General features: G+C 74.1%; 10 protein-coding genes. 2 read left to right on the top strand and 8 right to left on the bottom strand.

Going from position 1 to position 17,005, the window contains the following annotated elements; translation table 11 throughout:
* Positions 1 to 48: 48 nt before the first annotated feature.
* From P3T41_RS25215 to P3T41_RS25190, 6 genes are all read right to left on the bottom strand, one after another.
* A complete protein-coding gene (locus P3T41_RS25215) occupies positions 49 to 6,309 on the bottom strand; it encodes a type I polyketide synthase (protein ID WP_280692584.1) in 6,261 nt (2,086 codons plus the stop codon).
* Positions 6,310 to 6,387: 78 nt separating this feature from the next.
* Positions 6,388 to 7,641 carry an FAD-dependent monooxygenase gene (locus P3T41_RS25210; RefSeq protein ID WP_280692582.1) on the bottom strand — a complete coding sequence of 418 codons (1,254 nt, stop codon included), beginning with the start codon at positions 7,639 to 7,641 and terminating at the stop codon, positions 6,388 to 6,390.
* On the bottom strand, positions 7,638 to 8,399 hold the full coding sequence (locus P3T41_RS25205; protein WP_280692581.1) for a 2-oxo acid dehydrogenase subunit E2: 762 nt from the start codon (positions 8,397 to 8,399) through the stop codon (positions 7,638 to 7,640). The genes P3T41_RS25210 and P3T41_RS25205 overlap by 4 nt, the downstream gene beginning before the upstream one ends.
* Positions 8,396 to 8,650 carry an acyl carrier protein gene (locus P3T41_RS25200; RefSeq protein ID WP_280692580.1) on the bottom strand — a complete coding sequence of 85 codons (255 nt, stop codon included), beginning with the start codon at positions 8,648 to 8,650 and terminating at the stop codon, positions 8,396 to 8,398. The genes P3T41_RS25205 and P3T41_RS25200 overlap by 4 nt, the downstream gene beginning before the upstream one ends.
* Positions 8,640 to 10,529 carry an HAD-IIIC family phosphatase gene (locus P3T41_RS25195; RefSeq protein WP_280692578.1) on the bottom strand — a complete coding sequence of 630 codons (1,890 nt, stop codon included), beginning with the start codon at positions 10,527 to 10,529 and terminating at the stop codon, positions 8,640 to 8,642. Before P3T41_RS25195 ends, P3T41_RS25200 begins: the two co-directional genes overlap by 11 nt.
* A complete protein-coding gene (locus P3T41_RS25190) occupies positions 10,519 to 11,586 on the bottom strand; it encodes a 3-oxoacyl-ACP synthase III family protein (RefSeq protein ID WP_280692576.1) in 1,068 nt (355 codons plus the stop codon). Before P3T41_RS25190 ends, P3T41_RS25195 begins: the two co-directional genes overlap by 11 nt.
* A gap of 214 nt (positions 11,587 to 11,800) precedes the next feature.
* Here P3T41_RS25190 and P3T41_RS25185 point away from each other — a divergent pair, with 214 nt between their 5' ends.
* Positions 11,801 to 12,271 carry a hypothetical protein gene (locus P3T41_RS25185; RefSeq protein WP_280692574.1) on the top strand — a complete coding sequence of 157 codons (471 nt, stop codon included), beginning with the start codon at positions 11,801 to 11,803 and terminating at the stop codon, positions 12,269 to 12,271.
* Between the two features lie 48 nt (positions 12,272 to 12,319).
* A complete protein-coding gene (locus P3T41_RS25180; protein ID WP_280692572.1) occupies positions 12,320 to 15,568 on the top strand; it encodes a S41 family peptidase in 3,249 nt (1,082 codons plus the stop codon).
* A gap of 78 nt (positions 15,569 to 15,646) precedes the next feature.
* On the opposite strand, the gene P3T41_RS25175 is transcribed toward P3T41_RS25180, so the two are convergent.
* On the bottom strand, positions 15,647 to 15,898 hold the full coding sequence (locus tag P3T41_RS25175; RefSeq protein ID WP_280692570.1) for a hypothetical protein: 252 nt from the start codon (positions 15,896 to 15,898) through the stop codon (positions 15,647 to 15,649).
* Between the two features lie 205 nt (positions 15,899 to 16,103).
* Positions 16,104 to 16,937 carry an SDR family NAD(P)-dependent oxidoreductase gene (locus P3T41_RS25170; protein WP_280692568.1) on the bottom strand — a complete coding sequence of 278 codons (834 nt, stop codon included), beginning with the start codon at positions 16,935 to 16,937 and terminating at the stop codon, positions 16,104 to 16,106.
* Positions 16,938 to 17,005: the final 68 nt, after the last annotated feature.

Raw genomic sequence — 17,005 nt, 5'->3', positions numbered from 1 at the left:
GATCGGCGCGCCCGCCCGGGAGAGCCGGGCGGGCGCACCGACCCTCGCTCAGGCCGTGGCCGCCTCGGTGGCCTCGCCGGCCTCGGGGGCCAGCCGCTCGCTCAGCACCTCGGACAGGGCCCGGGAGTTCCCGTAGGTCCACAGCAGGGTGGGCGAGAGCTTGAGGCCGAAGGCGGCCTCCAACCGGTTGCGCAGTTCCAGACCCATCAGGGAGTCCAGGCCGAGCGCCTTGAAGGGGGTCTCACGATCGATCGCCTTGGGGTCCAACCGCAGGACCCGGCCCGCCAGTTCGCGGACCTTCTGCTCCACCAGCACGGGGCGGTCGGCGGCCGCGGCGGCCAGCAGGGTGGTGCGGAACTCGCTGCCGCCGCCGGCCCCGCCGCCCTGCTGGGAGGTCTGGCGCAGCACCTGCCAGCTCTTCAGCGCGGCGGTGTCGGGGTAGGCGTCGAACCACTGCCGCAGGTTCAGCGGGACGTAGCCGACCACCTCCTCGCCCTGCTCCAGGAACCGGACCAGGGCCGGCCAGGCCTCCTCGGCGGTGAAGCCCGCCATGCCGCGCTCGGCGAGCCGGGCACCGCGGTTCTCGTCCTGGGCGGCCAGGCCGATCCCCTCGAACGGTCCCCACTGCACGCTCAGCGCGGGCAGCCCGCGCCGGCGCCGGGCGGTGGCCAGCGCGTCCTGGTAGGAGTTGCCGGCCGCGTAGGCCGCCTGGCCGGCGTTGCCGATCAGGGTGGCGGCGGAGGAGAAGAGCACGAAGAGGTCCAGCGGGTCGCTCGCGGTGGCCGCGTCCAGGTTGCGGGCGCCGTCCACCTTGGGGGCCAGCACCCGGGTCAGCTGATCGGCCGTCAGGTTCAGCACGGTGGCGTCGTCCAGCAGCCCGGCGGCGTGGAACACCCCGCGCAGCGGCGGGAGTTCGGACCGCGCCCGGGTCAATGCGGCGGCCAGCGAGGCCGGGTCGGCCACGTCGGCGGCGTACGCGGTGACCCGCACGCCGCGCTCGCGCAGCGCCGCCAGCCGCTGCTCGGCCTCGGCGCTCGGGGCGGAGCGGCCGAGCAGGGCGAGCGCGCCGGCGCCGTGGTCGGCCAGGTACTCGGCCAGCGAGAGGCCGAGCGCGCCGAGCCCGCCGCTGAGCAGGTAGCTGGCGTCGGCCCGGAAGCTGCCGCCCGGCAGCGGCTCGGGAGCCACCGCCGTCACCGTGCTCGGGTCGCAGAGCACGAACTTGCCGATGTGGCTGCCCTTGGACATCTCCCGCAGCGCCTCCGCCGCGTCCGCGAAGGAGTAGGTGTTGACCGGCAGTTCGCCGACCGGACCGGCCGTGATCAGGTCCCAGATCTCGGTGAGGAGCCGGGCGAACCTGGCGGGCCGGCGGTCCATCAGGCCGGCCAGGTCGACCGCCGCCAGCGAGATGCCCTTGCGGAAGGCGTCCAGGCTGATCGTCCGGCCGCTGTAGATGTCCTTCTTGCCGACCTCGATGAACCGGCCGTCCTCGGCCAGCACCTCCAGACCCAGCGTGATCGCCGCGCCGGTCAGCGAGTTGAGCACCACGTCCACGCCGCGCCCGCCGGTGGCGGCCAGCGTCTGCTCGGCCCAGGACAGGTCGCGGGAGTCGAAGACGTCCGCGATGCCCAGCTCGCGCAGGTACTGCCGCTTGGCCTCGCTGCCCGCGGTGGCGATCACCCGGGCGCCGCGCGCCTGGGCGATCTTGACGGCCGCCAGGCCCAGGCCGCCGGTGGCGGAGTGGATCAGCACGCTCTCGCCCGGCTCCAGTGCCGCCAGGCCGTCCAGCGCGTACCAGGCGGTGGCCATCACCAGCGGCAGCGCGGCCGCGGCCGCGTCGCTCAGGTGGTCCGGGATCGGCCGGGTGTGCTCGGCGCGGACCGTCACGTAGGAGGCGATCGAGCCGAACGAGCAGGCCACCACCCGGTCCCCGACCGCGAGTGCGGTGACGCCCTCGCCGAGCGCCGTGACGGTTCCCGCGCACTCGCCACCGAGCAGGTCGGCGCCGGCCGAGGAGTCGGGGTAGGTGCCCATCGCCTTCATCACGTCGATGAAGTTGAGCGCCGTCGCGCTGACCGCGATCTCGATCTCGCCGGGCGCCGGCGCCCGTCGGGTGAGCGGCTTGTAGACCAGGCCGTCCCAGAAGCCGGGTCGCTCGGGCACCAGCCGGAACGGTTCGGCGGGCCGCTGCCAGGGGGCCGCCACGCGATCCTGGTCGACCTCGTCCGTGCCGCGCAGCAGCCGGGCGACGTGCCGCTCCCCGGCCCGCAGCGCGACCTGGTCCTCGCCCTCGTCGGCGAGCAGTTCGGCGGCCAGTTCGGCGGCTGCCGGTCCATCGATCTGAGCATCCGTCAGATCGATGACCTGCGGCCGCAGTTCGGGATGCTCGCGGCGCAGCACCCGGGTGAAGCCCCAGTACAGCGCGGCGCCCGGGTCGACCTGGTCGGTGTCGGTGACGGCCTGCGCGTGCCGGGTGAGCACGGTCAGCCGCGGCGGGGTGGCCAGCGTGCCGGCGGCCCGGACCAGCGCGGCCAGCGCGAGCAGGCCGGTGCGCTGCAGTTGGAGATCGGCGCCGTCGGGCGCGCTGAAGACCAGCTCGGTCGGCACCGGGCCGTCCTTCAGCAGCCTGGTCCAGCCGGCCTGGTCGGTGGCGTCGGCCCCGGTCGCACGCACCGAGCGGGCGCCGGCTCCGGCCGCGCCGAGGGCGGCGGCCAGCGGCGCGGCGAGGCCCTCGGCGAGCTCGCCGACCAGCCAACTGCCACTGGTGACCGGCTCGGCCGCGTTGGCCTGGGCCCGGAACCGCAGCCGGTGCACCCGCTCCGCGGCCTCGTCCGCCGGCCCGTCGGTGGCCAGCCGCTGCAGCCGCAGCCCCTCCAGGGTGGCCAGCGGCTGCCGGTCGCCGTCGTAGAGGTACAGGTCGACGACGTCCGCCTCGCGGCGCACCGCGTACGACCAGAGCCCGAGCACCGGCTCGGCCAGCTCCTGGTGCAGGTGGATCCGGTCCACCCCGACCGGCACGACCGCGTCGGCGCCCTCGTTCAGCGCCAGCGAGACCTGCAACGCCGCGTCCCAGAGCGCCGGGTGCAGGGTGTGCGCCCGGGCGCCGGCCACGCAGCGCTCCGGCAGCCGGACCTCGCCGAGCGCGCGGCCGTCCAGCACCCGCACCCCGGCCAGCCCCTGGAAGGCCGCGCCGTAGTTGAGCCCGCGCGCCGCGCAGGCGGCGTAGAACTCCTCGGCGCTGCCCGGCTCTTCGGCCAGCAGCGGCTCCGGGAAGGCGACGGCGGGGGCATCGGCACGGCGCTGGGTGGTGAGCCGGGCGCTCGCGTGCTCGGTCCAGCCGGTGGCGCCGGCGGGCAGCGAGAGCAGGGTGAAGCTGCCGCCCTCGGTGACGTCGTCGCGCCACAGCACGCTCAGTCTGGCGGCCTCGTCGGTCAGCGTCAGGTCGCTCTTGAAGGCGAAGCCGGTGACCAGCCCGGGGACGGCGCCGGTGCGGGCGTGCGCGGTGGCCAGCGCGAAGGACATCATCGCGGCGCCGGGCAGCACCACGGCCTCGTGCACCTGGTGGTCGCGCAGCCAGGGCTGGTCGGCCAGCGCCAGCTCGATGCCGCCCTGCCAGCTGTCCTGCTCGCTGGCCAGCGGGGTGAGCGCGAACTCCAGACCGCCCTGCGCCGAACCGCGCCGGCGGCCCTCGGCGACCCAGAACCGCTCGCGCTGCCACGGGTAGCCGGGCACCGCGACCAGCGCGTCGGCGGGCTGCCGGACGAACGGGCGCAGGCCGTTGACGTAGCCGCGGGCGAAGGCGAGCTGCAGGTCGGCCCGGCTGCCCTGCTCGCGGCGGAGCGTGGTGAGCACGGCCGGCGGCTCGGTGCGCAGCGCGGCCAGCTGCTCGATGGCGGGGGCCAGGATCGGGTGCGGGCTGATCTCCACCACGTGGGTGACGCCGTCGTCGAAGAGCTTGCCCATCGCGTCGGCGAAGAGCACCGGGCGGCGCAGGTTCTCCACCCAGTAGGTGGTGTCCATCTCGGGCCCGGCCAGCGCCTGGACCTGCACGGTGGACATCAGGCCGATCGCCCCCTGCCTGGGCCGCACGTCGGCCAGCGCGCTCTGCAGGTCCGCGCGCAGCTCGTCCATCTGCGGGCTGTGCGAGGCGTAGTCGACGTTGACCAGGCGGCAGAAGGTGCCCTCGGCCTCGAGGATCTCCTTGAGGGTGAGCACCGCGTCGATGTCGCCGGAGAGCACGCAGGAGGACGGGCCGTTGTTGACGGCGAGCGAGACCTGCTCCTCGAAGCCCTCCAGGGCCGCCCGGGCGCCGGCCACGTCCAGGTCGACGGCGAGCATCCGGCCCTTGCCCGAGGTGCGCCGGGCGATCGCGCTGCGCCGGGCCATCACCAGCGCCGCGTCCTCGTAGGAGAGGATCCCGGCCAGCGTCGCGGCGGTGACCTCGCCCTGGCTGTGCCCGATCACCACGTCCGGCTCGACGCCCGCCGCGCGCCAGCGCTCGGCCAGGCCCAGCGACATCGCCCAGAGCGCGGGCTGCAGCATGTCGATCCGGCTCAGCCACTCCTCGCCGGCCGCGCCCGCCACGATGGCCGGCAGGTCCCACTCGAAGTGCGGGCGCAGCGCCTCGGCGCAGCGGTCGATCACCTTGGTGAAGACCGGGTCCTGGCCGTAGAGTTCGCGGCCCATGCCGGACCACTGCGAGCCCTGACCGGGGAAGACGAAGACGGTCTTGCCGAGCGTGCGGGCCCGCCCGGTGACCAGCGCGGGGATCTCGTCGGCGGGGTCGGCGGCGTAGCGGGCCAGGCTCTCCGCGAGCGCGGCGCCGTCCGCGCCGACGGCGGCGAGGCGGACCGGGAAGTGGTCGCGCCGGCTGCCCAGCGTGGCGGCGACATCGCGCGGTGCCCCGTCCGCGAGGACCGAAGCCAGCTCGTCGGCCCGCTGGCGCAGCGCGTCCTCCTGCTGCGCGGAGAGCGGCAGCAGCAGCGGCCCGTCCTGCTCCTGGGGCTCGGCGGCGGCCGGCTCGGGGGCGGTGCGCAGCACCACGTGCGCGTTGGTGCCGCCCCAGCCGAAGGAGTTGACGCCCAGGTAGACGTCGCCCTCGGCGGGCAGCTCCAGCGGCTCGCGGACCACCTGGAGGTTGAGCGTCTCGAAGTCGATGTCGGGGTTGAGCTGCTCGGAGTGCAGGCTCGGCGGAACCATCCGGTGCTTGAGCGAGAGCACCCCCTTGACCAGGCCGACCATGCCCGCCGCGGCCTCCAGGTGGCCGATGTTGGTCTTGGCCGAGCCGATGCCCAGCGGGCCGAGCGCCCGGTCGCGGCGCTGGGCGAGCACCGTGCCGATGCCGGCCGCCTCGACCGGGTCGCCGCGCAGCGTGCCGGTGCCGTGCGCCTCGATGTAGGAGAGCTTGTCGAGCGGGATGTCCGAGTCCTCGTAGACCTGGCGCAGCAGGTCCACCTGGCCGGCCGGGTTGGGGGTGACCAGGCTGTCGCCGCCCGCGTCGTTGTTGACGGCGGTGCGCACGATCACGCCGTGCACCCGGTCCCCGTCGGCCAGTGCCCGGTCCAGGCGCTTGAGGTAGAGGGCGACCACGCCCTCGCCGCGCACGAAGCCGTCGGCGGCGGCGCCGAACGCGTGGCAGCGCCCGGCCTTGGAGAGCCCGCCGAAGTGGGTCAGACCGATCGAGACGTCGGGGGCCATGATCAGGTTGACGCCGGCCACCACCGCGCCCTCGATCTCACCCGAGCGCAGTGCCTGCCCCGCCAGGTGCAGCGCGACCAGCGAGGAGGAGCAACCGGTCTCCACCGCGAGGCTGGGGCCCTTGAGCTTGAGGAAGTAGGAGAGCCGGGCGGCGATCACGTCCAGCGCGTTGCCGACGATGCTGTGCTGGGTGGCGCCGGCCCCGCGCTCCTTGCGCAGGATCTCGTAGTCGTGCCAGCTGGCGCCCACGTAGACGCCGGTGCGCGACTCGCGCAGCTCCTCGGCGGGGCGCCCGGCGTCCTCCAGCGCGCGCCAGCCGGCCTCCAGGACCAGGCGCTGCTGCGGGTCCATGTCCTCGGCCTCGCGCGGCGAGATGCCGAAGAAGGTCGGGTCGAACTGGTCCAGGCCCTCCAGGAATCCGCCGACGGCCTGGACGGTCTTTTCGGGGTCGAGCTGCGCCGTGGCGTCCCAGCGGTCGGCGGGGACCGGCCGGATGGCGTCGGTGCGCTCGCTGAGCACCCGCCAGAAGCTGTCCACGTCGGGCGCGCCAGGCAGGCGGGCCGACATGCCGACGATGGCGATCAGCTGCTCGGGGTCGTGGGTGTCTTCAGGCATCTCGGTCAACCTCAAGTCAGTGAAGGGGAAAGGATTCCTGGGGGCGCCACGGCGAACTGACTGTCTGTCAGGGCCGGTTCAGGCGGCGGCGCGGACGGCGCTCTCGGACGCGCCGGTGCGCAGGTCCACCGGGTCGATCGGGTGCGGGGCGTTGATCACCTTCCCGAAGACCCGGTACTTGATCGGCAGCGCGTTCAGCGCGCTGTACCGGGCCCGGCGGGCCAGGACGGCGAACGGGGTCTGGGCGCCCAGCGCCGCCTCCTGGATCCGCTGGTAGCGGGTGACCTGCGCCTTGTGCGCCTTGCGGTCCGTGACGAAGGCGTCGAACTCGGCCGCCTGGAGCTGCTGGTGGGACTTCTTCAGGGCGCCGGCGATCACCGGGGCCACGCAGACCACGTCCTGGATGGCGAGGTTGACCCCCTGGCCGAGGATCGGGGTGACGGTGTGCGAGGCGTCGCCGATCAGCACCAGGCCGTCGCGCGCCCACTGGTCCAGCTCCGCGGTGAAGATCTCCAGGAAGCTGGTGTCGTCGAAGGAGGTGAGGAACTCGTGCAGCAGCGGCCGCAGTCGCGGGTCGATCGCGGCGATGCCGTTGCGGAAGGCGTCGAAGCCCTCCTTGCGCACCTCGCCGAGCCCGCGCTTGGGCAGGTTGTGCCCGATCCGCAGGAAGTCCGGGAAGGTCGGCAGCACCACCAGGTGCTTGTCCTGGTTGACCACCAGCTGGGCCTGGTTGCCCCAGTCGGCCGGGCGCGGCAGCTTGAAGGAGAGGAAGTCGCGGCCCATCGGGGTGATGGTGGCCTCCAGCCCCGCGGCCTTGCGGACCTTGGAGAAGCGCCCGTCCGCGCCGACCACCAGGCGCGAGCGGACCTCCACCCGGGAGCCGTCGGAGCACTTGAGCACCGCGCCCAGGATCTGGCCGCCCTGCTCGATCAAGCCGGTGCAGTTGGTGCTGGCGGCGTAGTGGTAGGTCGGCTCGGCCCGGGCGGCCTGCTGGAAGATGCCGATCAGCGCGGGCTGCGGGATGTCGATCGGCAGCGCCCCGATCGGGAACTTCGCGTAGTCGATGGTGAAGACCTGGCGGCCCTCCATCCGCATCGTCACCGAGCTGGTCTCCAGGTAGCCGTGCGCCTTCAGCGCGGCGTCGAAGCCGAGCCGGCGCAGCGTCACGGCGGACGGCGCGGCCAGCGTCTCGCCGCGGAAGTCGCGCTCCAGGCTGCTCTGCTTCTCCACGTGCAGCACCTCGATGCCGCGCCGGGCCAGCAGGCAGCCCAGCAGGGCGCCGGCCGGTCCGCCGCCGACGATCAGCACATCCACAGTGGTCGGGACGGTCATGGCATCTCCCAGTGCTCGAGCTTGTCCTTGGTGCGGGCGAGGAGTTCCGCGGCCAGCGCACCGTCGAGGATGCGGTGGTCGAAGGTGAGCGAGAGGGTCAGGACGGGCGCGGCGACGATCTGCCCGTCGCGCACCACCGGGGTGTCGACGATCCGGCCGACCCCGAAGCCGAGCGAGCCGGTGATCATCGGCAGGATCGACCGGACCGGCTCGTGGCCGACCGAGGTGACCGAGAAGACGCCGCCCAGCTCGGTGCGCCGGCGCGGGTCCCGGGTGGCCAGCCGGTAGGCGAGCCAGGCCAGCGGCACCGGCAGCTTCGCCACCCGCAGCACGTTGCGGAACGGGCCCTCGGGGTCGGTGACTTCGGCGTCCTTGTAGGCGTCCAGCTCGGTCTGCACCTCCAGCACCGAGCGCTGCTGCGCGGACTTGACGATGCCGGAGACCACGCAGCGGGTGCCGTCCACCGTCTTGTCGAAGAGCACCTTGGCGTGCACCTCGTCCAGCACCGCCAGCTTCGGGCGCCCGGTGGAGCCGGTGAGCACCGAGCGGGCCGGCGGGCAGTCGGCGATCACGTCGGCGCCGGCCTTGACCACGAAGCTCGCGTAGCTGAGCTTGCCGCCACAGGCCGTGCGGGCCGCCTTGAGCCGGCTCGCGTCCACGTCCGCCACCAGGTGCACGTGGCAGGTGTTCCGGGCGTCGCGCAGGAAGGTGTAGGTGCCGCGCCGGGCGGCGGGGAACGCCGTGGTCACGGCAGTCACCGCGCCACCTGGACATCGGCCACCAGGGCCGAGAGGTCGGCCAGCAGCTCGGCCTTCATGAACCGGTCGTAGTCCACCGACTCGCCCAGCTCGCGCTCCAGGTAGACCAGCACCCGCAGGGCGTTCACCGAGTCCCACTCCTCGATGTCGGCCAGCGGCTGGTCCATCGCCAGGCCCTCCTCGTCGAGGTCCAGCAGCTGGGCCACGACTTCCTTGACCACCTGGTCGGACGACAGCTGATCAGCTGACACGGAATGCCTCCTCGGGCTGGTTGATGCGGATCCACCTGGGGAGTTCGGACAGCTCCCGCAGGTCGTGGCGGAAGGCGCCGGGCTCCGTCTCGGTGAACCCGGCGGCGGCGTAGAAGCCGGCGAACTGGCCGTTCTTCGCGGTCCTCGTGTAGCTCGCCCGGACCGCAGGGGCACCCTCGGCCCGGGCCGCCCGCAGCACCAGGCCGAGGATCGCGTCCTCCACCTCGCGGGAGAAGACCCGGCAGCTGAGCACGAAGTTCTCCACGACCCGGGCGCCGTCGGCGTCCCGGCCGAGCGCGAGGGCGGCGATCAGACCGTTGTCGCCGAAGCGGTCGGTCAGCCGGGCGGCGAAGAAGTCGGCCACCGCGCCCTCCACCTCGTCGAGCCCGAAGCGGACCCCGGTCAGGTTGAACTGGTTGGTCTTGCCGAAGAGTTGGGCGATCCGCACGGCGTTGAGCGGGTTCACCGGCTCGATCGTCAGCTCGGACTCCAGGCTCTCCAGATACTCCGTCAGACTGCTTGCCGCACCTGCCAGTTCGGCCCGGGCGGCACGCGAGCGGTAGAGCTCGGTGCGGCTGCGGTCCTCGGCGGTCAGGCTCAGCACGTTGAAGTCGCCCCGGGCCGCCAGCGCGCTCGCGTAGCCGGCCGGGTCGGCGGGCAGCGCGACCGTGGCCACCTGCGGCAGCAACTCGGCCATCAGGCCGCGCTCCACCGGGTTGTCGTCCACGAAGACCATCGCGTCCACGCCGATGTTCAGCTGCTCGGCCATCCGCCGCACGTTGTCCGGCTTGGGGTTCCAGTTCGCCGCGAAGGCCACGAAGTCGGCCGGGCTCAGCACCATCTCGGGATGCGTGGCGACCGCCTCGCGGGCGATCACCTCCTCGTTCTTCGAGGCGACCGCGAGCATCACCCCCTGCGCCATCAAGTCCTTTGCCAGCAGCTGGAGTTCTCGGTGCGCCGAGCCGGGGAACGCGCCGCCGAGCTTGAGCCCGGCCACCGAGTCGTCACCGACCACGCCGCCCCACAGGGTGTTGTCCAGGTCGAGCACCAGGCACTTGGCCGCCCGTCCGAGCGCGGCCCGCACCACCTTGGCTAGCTCGCCCGCGTAGCCGGCCAGGAACTCCGGCGCGTACACCTGCCCGGCCACGTGCCGCATCCGGTCGGCGGCGAAGAGCCGGCCGGACCGTTCGGCCACCGAGGCCAGGTCGAGCACCACCACGGACTCGTGCCGCTCGGCCAGCGCCAGCAACTCGGCGTTCAGCCGGTACCAGGCCGCGGTCAGCCGCGCCTTGCCGCGGTAGTCCACGAAACGGTCCCGGGTGAGCGGGCCGAGCGGCACGGTGGCCAGCACCACCAGCCCGCCCAGGGCCTGCTGGGTGGCCGTCAGCCACTGCTCGACCTCGCCGGGGAAGTCAGCGCAGCGCTGCTCGATCTCGGCCAGGTCCAGGCGTTGCTGCACGCCCTCGAAGACCGCGGCCTCGTCCAGCAGCAGCGCGCTGAGCTGCGGGCGCAGCTCCTTCAGGGTCGGCGCGCCGGAGAGGATCTCGAAGCGCCACTGGTTGAAGCCGGTGGCGCGGATCTCCGGCAGCACCCCGGCGCCGACCAGGCAGGCGGTCAGCAGCGGCGCCAGCGCGTCCAGCGTGGAGCTGCCGAGCAGCGCCAGGCGGTAGCCGGTGAAGCCACCTGCCGCCGCCAGCTGCTCGCGCTGGGCCGGCCCGGACAGCAGGCTGCCCGCGGCTTCCAGGTCCAGCGGCTCGCCGGCCGCCAGCAGCTCGGCGAGCAACTGCCGCACCCGGCCCGCCGAGTCGGTCAACCCCGCGCGCTTGAGCGCGCGCAGCTCGGCGACCGGGGAGCGGTGCGCACGCGGTTCAGCGGACATCACCGGCCGCCTCCCGCCGGTAGCGCAGGGCCAGCCCGGAGACCGTCCACTTGGAGGACTCGATGGTGGTGACCAGCACCCGGTCCCGCTCGCCGCCGCCCTCCTCGATCCGCCGCAGCGCCCGGTGGAGCTGGATGAACGGCAGCGCGTTGCCGTTGTTGCCGGTGTCCGCCACGCAGGAGACGGCCTGCTCGGGCCGCACCCCCATGAACTCCCGGATCCGGTCCGCCATCACGCCGTTCAGCTGCGGGGTGAGGATGTGCTCGACCTCGGCGACCGGCCAGCCGGTGAGCGCGGCCAGCTCCTGCAGCACGCCCGCGGCCAGGCCCGGCACGTGCTCCTCGATCGCCTTGTAGTCCTCCTCGCCCATCGGCTCGCGGATCTCCTTGCCGTTCGCCGCGGTGATCATCGGCGCGCCGTCGGCGCCGTACCAGCGCACCAGCTGGGCGGGCTTGCGGCCCTTGCCGACGGTGCGCAGCACCAGCTGGTCGACCAGCAGGCCGGGCCCGTCCATCGAGGCGTCGACCACGGCCGCACCCGCGCCGTCGCCGAAGAGCGCGAAGTTGGCCAGCTCGGCGGGGCTGATCCGCTTGAGGTCGCGGTTGGCGGGCCAGAGCTTGACCACGCTGTCCGCGCCGATCACCAGGCCGCGCCGGTGCCCCGAGGCGAGCATCGCGCGCGCGGTGTAGAGGCCCTGCAGCGCGCCCGCGCAGCCGGAGGTGAGCTGGAAGGTGGGCAGGTCGTTGAGGCCGAGCCGGTCGGCGACCAGGTTCACGGTGGCCGGCATCAAGTGGTCGGGGGAACCGGTGGTCAGGATCAGGAAGTCGATCGAGGACAGCTCGGCGCCGGCCGCCGCCAGCGCCCGCTCGCCGGCCAGGGTCGCCAGGTCGCCGGTGTTCTTCGGCTCGCCGTCCGCGCTGTCCGGCTCGCAGAAGTACCGGCTGCGGTTGCCGGTCATCCGGTCCAGCCACTTCTCGTGCAGGCCGAAACGTTCCGCCATGTCCCGGTTCGTGACCGGCTCGCCCGGGAGCACCTCACTGAGGCCGATGATTCTCAAGGGATCAGATCCTTGTCTCGCGTCCGTGGGTTGCGCGATCCGAGGCGGTGCCGGCATCAGCCGCTACGCCCGGTCCAGTTACGTTCGAACGTAGGTTTCGTGACTTGTGAGGCACTTGAATACGGCTCCACGGCGGCTGAGGCCCGGCCCAGGAGCTCGGGAGGACTCCGGCGCTATCCTGAAGACGGCACGGCCCTGAGCGAAGGGCACGAGAATGCGCGTCGGAATCACCGGGTACCAAGGCCTCTCCGACCTGACCGAAATGCTGGTGCGCGGCGAGCTGTGGCGGCTGGCGACCACCTACGGGCCGTACGAGCTGGTCGGCGTCACCGCGCTGCGCCCGGGCCCCGAGACCTGGTTCGCGCAGGCGGTGCGCGAGCACGGCGGCAAGGTGGAGATCGTCGTCCCGGCCAGCGGTGGCGCGCTGCCGCGGCAGGGGGCCGCCGGCGAGATCGTCCGCGAGGCCACCGCCGTGCACCGGCTGGCGGCCACCTCGGCCGGCGGCCTCGGCGACGACCTGGGCCGGGCCCTGGTCGGCATGATCGACGAGCTGATCGCGGTCTGGGACGGCAGCCCGGGCGGCGAGCCGGCCGAGGTGGCCGCACTGACCCGGGCGGCCGGGCTCTGGGTGCACGAGATCTGGCCGGCCGGCAGCGAGCGGCCCCCTACTGGCGGACCCTCTTAGCCAGGACCCCCGGTTGCCAGGCCCGCGCAGCCTGCGAACGATGGGAAGGTGACCGACAACCACCGCGGCTACCTGCGCTACCCCCATCTGACCGGCGAGCTGCTGACGCTGACCGCCGAGGACGACGTCTGGCTCGCCCCGCTCGAACCTGACGGATCGTCAGGCCGGGCCTGGCGGGTCAGCTGTGACCGCACCCGGGTCTCGCACCCCAGACTCTCCCCCGACGGTCGCACCGTCGCCTGGACCAGCTGGGCTGCGCTCACCCCCGAGGTGTGGACGGCGCCCACCGAGGGCGGCGAGGCGGTCCGGCTGACCTACTGGGGCAGCCAGGACACCCGGGTGCGCGGCTGGCTGCCCACCGGCGAGGTGCTCGCGCTCACCTCGCACCACGAGCCCTTCGCGCACTACACCTGGGCGCACGCGCTGCCGCTGGACGGCTCGCCGGGCCGGCGGCTGCCGTGGGGCCCGGTCCGCGACCTGTACCTGACGGCGGATCACACGCTGCTGCTGACCGCCGCCGCCCCGCACGAGCCGGCCGCCTGGAAGCGCTACCGGGGCGGCGCCACCGGGCGGCTCTGGCTGGACGGCGCGCAGCTGCTGCCCGACCTGCCCGGCCACCTCTCCTCCCCGATGCTGGTCGACCAGCGGGTGGCGTTCCTCTCCGACCACGAGGGCATCGCGAACCTCTACTCCTGCCGCCCGGACGGCGCCGACCTGCGCCGGCACACCGACCACGCGAGCTACTACGCGCGCGAGGCGAGCACGGACGGCCACCGGGTGGTCTACCAGCACGCCGGCGACCTGTGGCTGCTGGAGAGCCTGGACGCCCCCGCTCCGCGCCGGCTCACCATGCGCCTGGGCGGCTCCCGGGCCGGGCGCCGCCCGTACCAGGTGACCGCCGCCCGGCACCTCAACGACCTGGTCTGCGACGCCACCGGCCGCTCCGGAGTGGTCGGGGTGCGCGGCAGCCTCTACTGGCTCACCCACCGCGACGGCCCGGCCCGCGCGCTGGCCGACACCCCCGGGGTGCGGGCCCGGCTGCCCGTCGTGCTCGGCGGCACCGGACAGATCGCCTGGGTCACCGACGCCGAGGGCGAGGACGCGATCGAACTGGCCGCGCTGCCCGGCAGCGCGGCCACGCACCCCGCGCCGACCGCCGCACCGACCACCGCCGCACCGACCGCCGCACCGGCGGCCCGCCGGATCGCGGCCGGGCAGCTGGGCCAGGTGCTCGAGCTGGTCGCCAGCCGGGACGGCCACCTGCTCGCGGCGGCCGCCGGCGACGGCCGGCTGCTGCTGGTCCACACCGCCGACGGCGAGGTCCGCGAGCTGGCCAGGGCCGGCTACGGCCCGATCCGGGGCCTGGCCTTCTCCCCCGACTCGCGCTGGCTGGCCTGGTCCCAGCCGGTCGCCGGGCGCTCGCTGCGCCGGATCCGGCTGCAGCGCCTGGACCTGCCCGACGCGCTGCCGCTGAACGTCACCGAGGGCCGCTTCGAGGACGAGCAACCGGTCTTCACCCGGGACGGCCGCTACCTGGTCTTCCTCTCCTGGCGTGGCTTCGACCCGGTGCACGACGTGCACACCGGCGACCTCTCCTTTCCGCTCGGCTGCCGCCCGTACCTGGTCCCGCTGGCCGCCGACACCCCCTCGCCGTTCGCCGCCCCGGTCGGCGACGAGGCGGACCCGGCGCCCGGCGACGGCACCGTGCTGGTGGACGTCGAGGGCCTGCCCGAGCGGCTGGTGCCGTTCCCGGTGATCGCCTCCAAGTACTCCACCCCGGCGCCGGTGCGCGGCGGGCTGCTCTGGCTGCGCTGGCCGATCTCCGGCGCGCTCGGCGAGACCTTCGCCAGCCCCACCGACCTGTCCGGGCGCCCTGCCCTGGAGTACTTCGACCTGGCCTCCGCCACCCGCAGCACCGTGCAGGAGCAGGTGGACGGCTACGCGGTCTCCGGCGACGGCGCGGCGGTGGCCACCTTCGTCGCCGGCTCGCTCAAGCTGCTGCCGCTGGCCGCCCCGGGCGCCGCGGTGACGGTGGACCTGCGCCGGATCACCCACACCGTCCACCCGGGCCCGGAGTGGCGCCAGGCCTATCACGAGGCGGCCCGGCTGGTCCGCGACCAGTTCTGGGACCCGGCGCTGGGCGGCCTGGACTGGCCCGCGCTGGTCGCCCAGTACGAGCCGCTGCTGGAGCGGATCGCCTCCCCCGACGACTTCGCCGACCTGCTGCGCGAGCTGCTCGGCGAGCTCGGCACCTCGCACGCCTACGTCACCCCGGCCCGGCGCGGCGAGGGGCCCGCGCCGGTGCAGCAGCCGCTCGGGCTGCTCGGGGCGAGCGCGCACCGCGAGCCGGACGGCCGCTGGCTGCTCAGCCGGGTGCTGCTCGGGGAGTCCTCCGACCCCCGCGCCCGCGCCCCGCTGGCGGGCCACCAGGTGCGCGAGGGCGACGAGTTGGTGGCGATCGCCGGCCGCACCCCGGACCCGGTGCGCGGCCCGGCCCCACTGCTGGCCGGAGCCGGCGGCAGCACCCTGGAACTCGCCGTGCGGCGCGGCCCCGACGGCCCGGTGCGCCGGGTGGCGATCACCCCGGTGACCGACGAGCGGCCGCTGCGCTACCAGGACTGGGTGGCCCGACGCCGGTCGCTGGTGAGGGAGTTCAGCGACGGCCTCTGCGGCTACCTGCACATCCCCGACCTCGGCGGCTCCGGCTGGGCCCAGTTCAACCGCGACCTGCGCCGCGAACTCGACCGTCCCGCCCTGGTGTTGGACGTGCGGGGGAACGCCGGTGGCAACGTCTCGGAGCTGGTCCTGGAGAAGCTCACCCGCCGGGTGCTGGCCTGGGACCACACCCGCGGCCGGCGCGCCGTGCGCTACCCGCGCGACGCGCCGCGCGGCCCGATCGTGGCGCTGGCCGACGAGGCGACCAGCTCGGACGGGGACGTGATCATCGCGGCGGTCAAGCTGCTGGGCCTGGGTCCGGTGGTCGGCCGGCGGACCTGGGGCGGGGTGGTCGGCACCATCGGCCGGCACACCCTGGGTGACGGCACCCAGCTCTCGGTGCCCGCCAACGCCTCCTGGTTCACCGGCGGGCGCGGCTTCGGGATCGAGAACCACGGGGTGGAACCGGACATCCCGGTGCTGCGCAGCCCCGCCGACTGGGCGGCCGGCCGCAACACCGAGCTGTCCGAGGCCGTCCGGGTCGCCCTGGAGCTGCTGCACACCCACCCTGCCGCCGCCCCGCCGCCGGCCGACACCCCGCGCCCGGACCTGCGGCGCCCGCCGCTGCCACCACGCGGCTGAGGCCGCGTGGCGGCACATACGTGAGCGGGGCGCATCCTGGTCTCCAGGATGCGCCCCACTCAGCCGGTGGTCAGCGGGTCACCGCTCCCATTCGGGGCCGCCCTCGCTCTCCATGTCCGACGCCGCCTGTTGGCCGTCGTCAACGCCCTGCTGGCCGCGGTTGGTGATGTTCCCCAGGGCGTCGGCCGCCGGGCCCGGCAGGTGCTCCTGGGCCTTGTCGGAAGCCTCCTGCCCGGCGTCCATCGCGCGGTCCTTCGCGCCGGACGCCATGTCGGTCGCCTTCTCACTGTGGCCACCGAGCATGCCCTTGAGCTTGTCCATCATGCCCATGTCTCCTCCTCGCGGTTCGTCCGACAATGGGCTGCCACCAACATGTCACCGCTCAGGCGGCCCCGCATGTCGGCGACCCTGACACCGCACTGGGGCTCCTACCCCGGGGAGCGCCGACTAGGGCCTGTACGGCGGATCTTTTCGGATGAGCCCGCGGCGTTGGGCGCCCGGCGTCGCGGGCCCGGAAAGATCCGCCGTACAGACCCTAGGCCACCCAGCCCGCCGTCAGGCCCTGCACCGCCGAGCCGTCCTGGTCGGCGAGCTTGACGGCGGTGAAGCCGCGCGCGGCGTCCGAGGTCTGCACCCGGAAGGCGGGCTTCTCGGCGGTCAGCACCTCGATGATCGCGGCGGCCGCGCCCTCGCGGGTCTGCGCGTTGGCGAAGGCGTTGCGGGTGCGGTCCAGGTAGGTGGCCAGGGCCGGGCCGTACGGACCGGCGGCGGCCACCGCCTGCGGGTCGAGGCCGACGTTGGCGACGAACTCGCTCGCCACCGCGCCCGGCTCCACCACGCTCACGCTCACCCCGGTGGTCGCGGCGACCGGCGCCAGCGACTCCATGAAGCCCTCGACGGCGAACTTGGCCGCGCAGTACGCCTCGTTGAACGGCTGGCCGATCACGCCGCCGACGCTGGTCACCGAGATCAGCCGGCCCTTGCTCTCGCGCAGCAGCGGCAGTGCGGCCCGGGTCACCTCGACCACGCCGAAGAAGTTGACCTCCATCACGGCCCGGACGTCCTCGACGCTCTCCTGCTCGATGGTGCCGACGTGCCCGGCGCCCGCGTTGTTGACCACCGCGTCCAGCCGGCCGTGCTCGGCGGCGATCTGCGCCACGCAGGCAGCCACCGAGGCCGGGTCGGTCACGTCCAGCGCCCGCACCTCGACCAGCTCGCTCACCCCGGCGGCCTCGGCCGCCGCGATCAGGGCGCCGGCCTTGGCGGTGTCGCGCATCGTGGCGACGGCCCGCCAGCCGGCCTGGGCGGCGGCGACGGCGGTGGCCAGGCCGATGCCGGAGGAGGTGCCGGTGATCAGAACGGTGCGCATGGGTGGACCTTTCGCTGCACTTACTTATGCTTCATAACTACCCGTCTCGATAACTATGCAACCAGATG

Source organism: Kitasatospora sp. GAS204B (assembly GCF_029892155.1).
GTDB lineage: Bacteria > Actinomycetota > Actinomycetes > Streptomycetales > Streptomycetaceae > Kitasatospora.
This window is presented reverse-complemented; position numbering and strand designations above follow the sequence as displayed.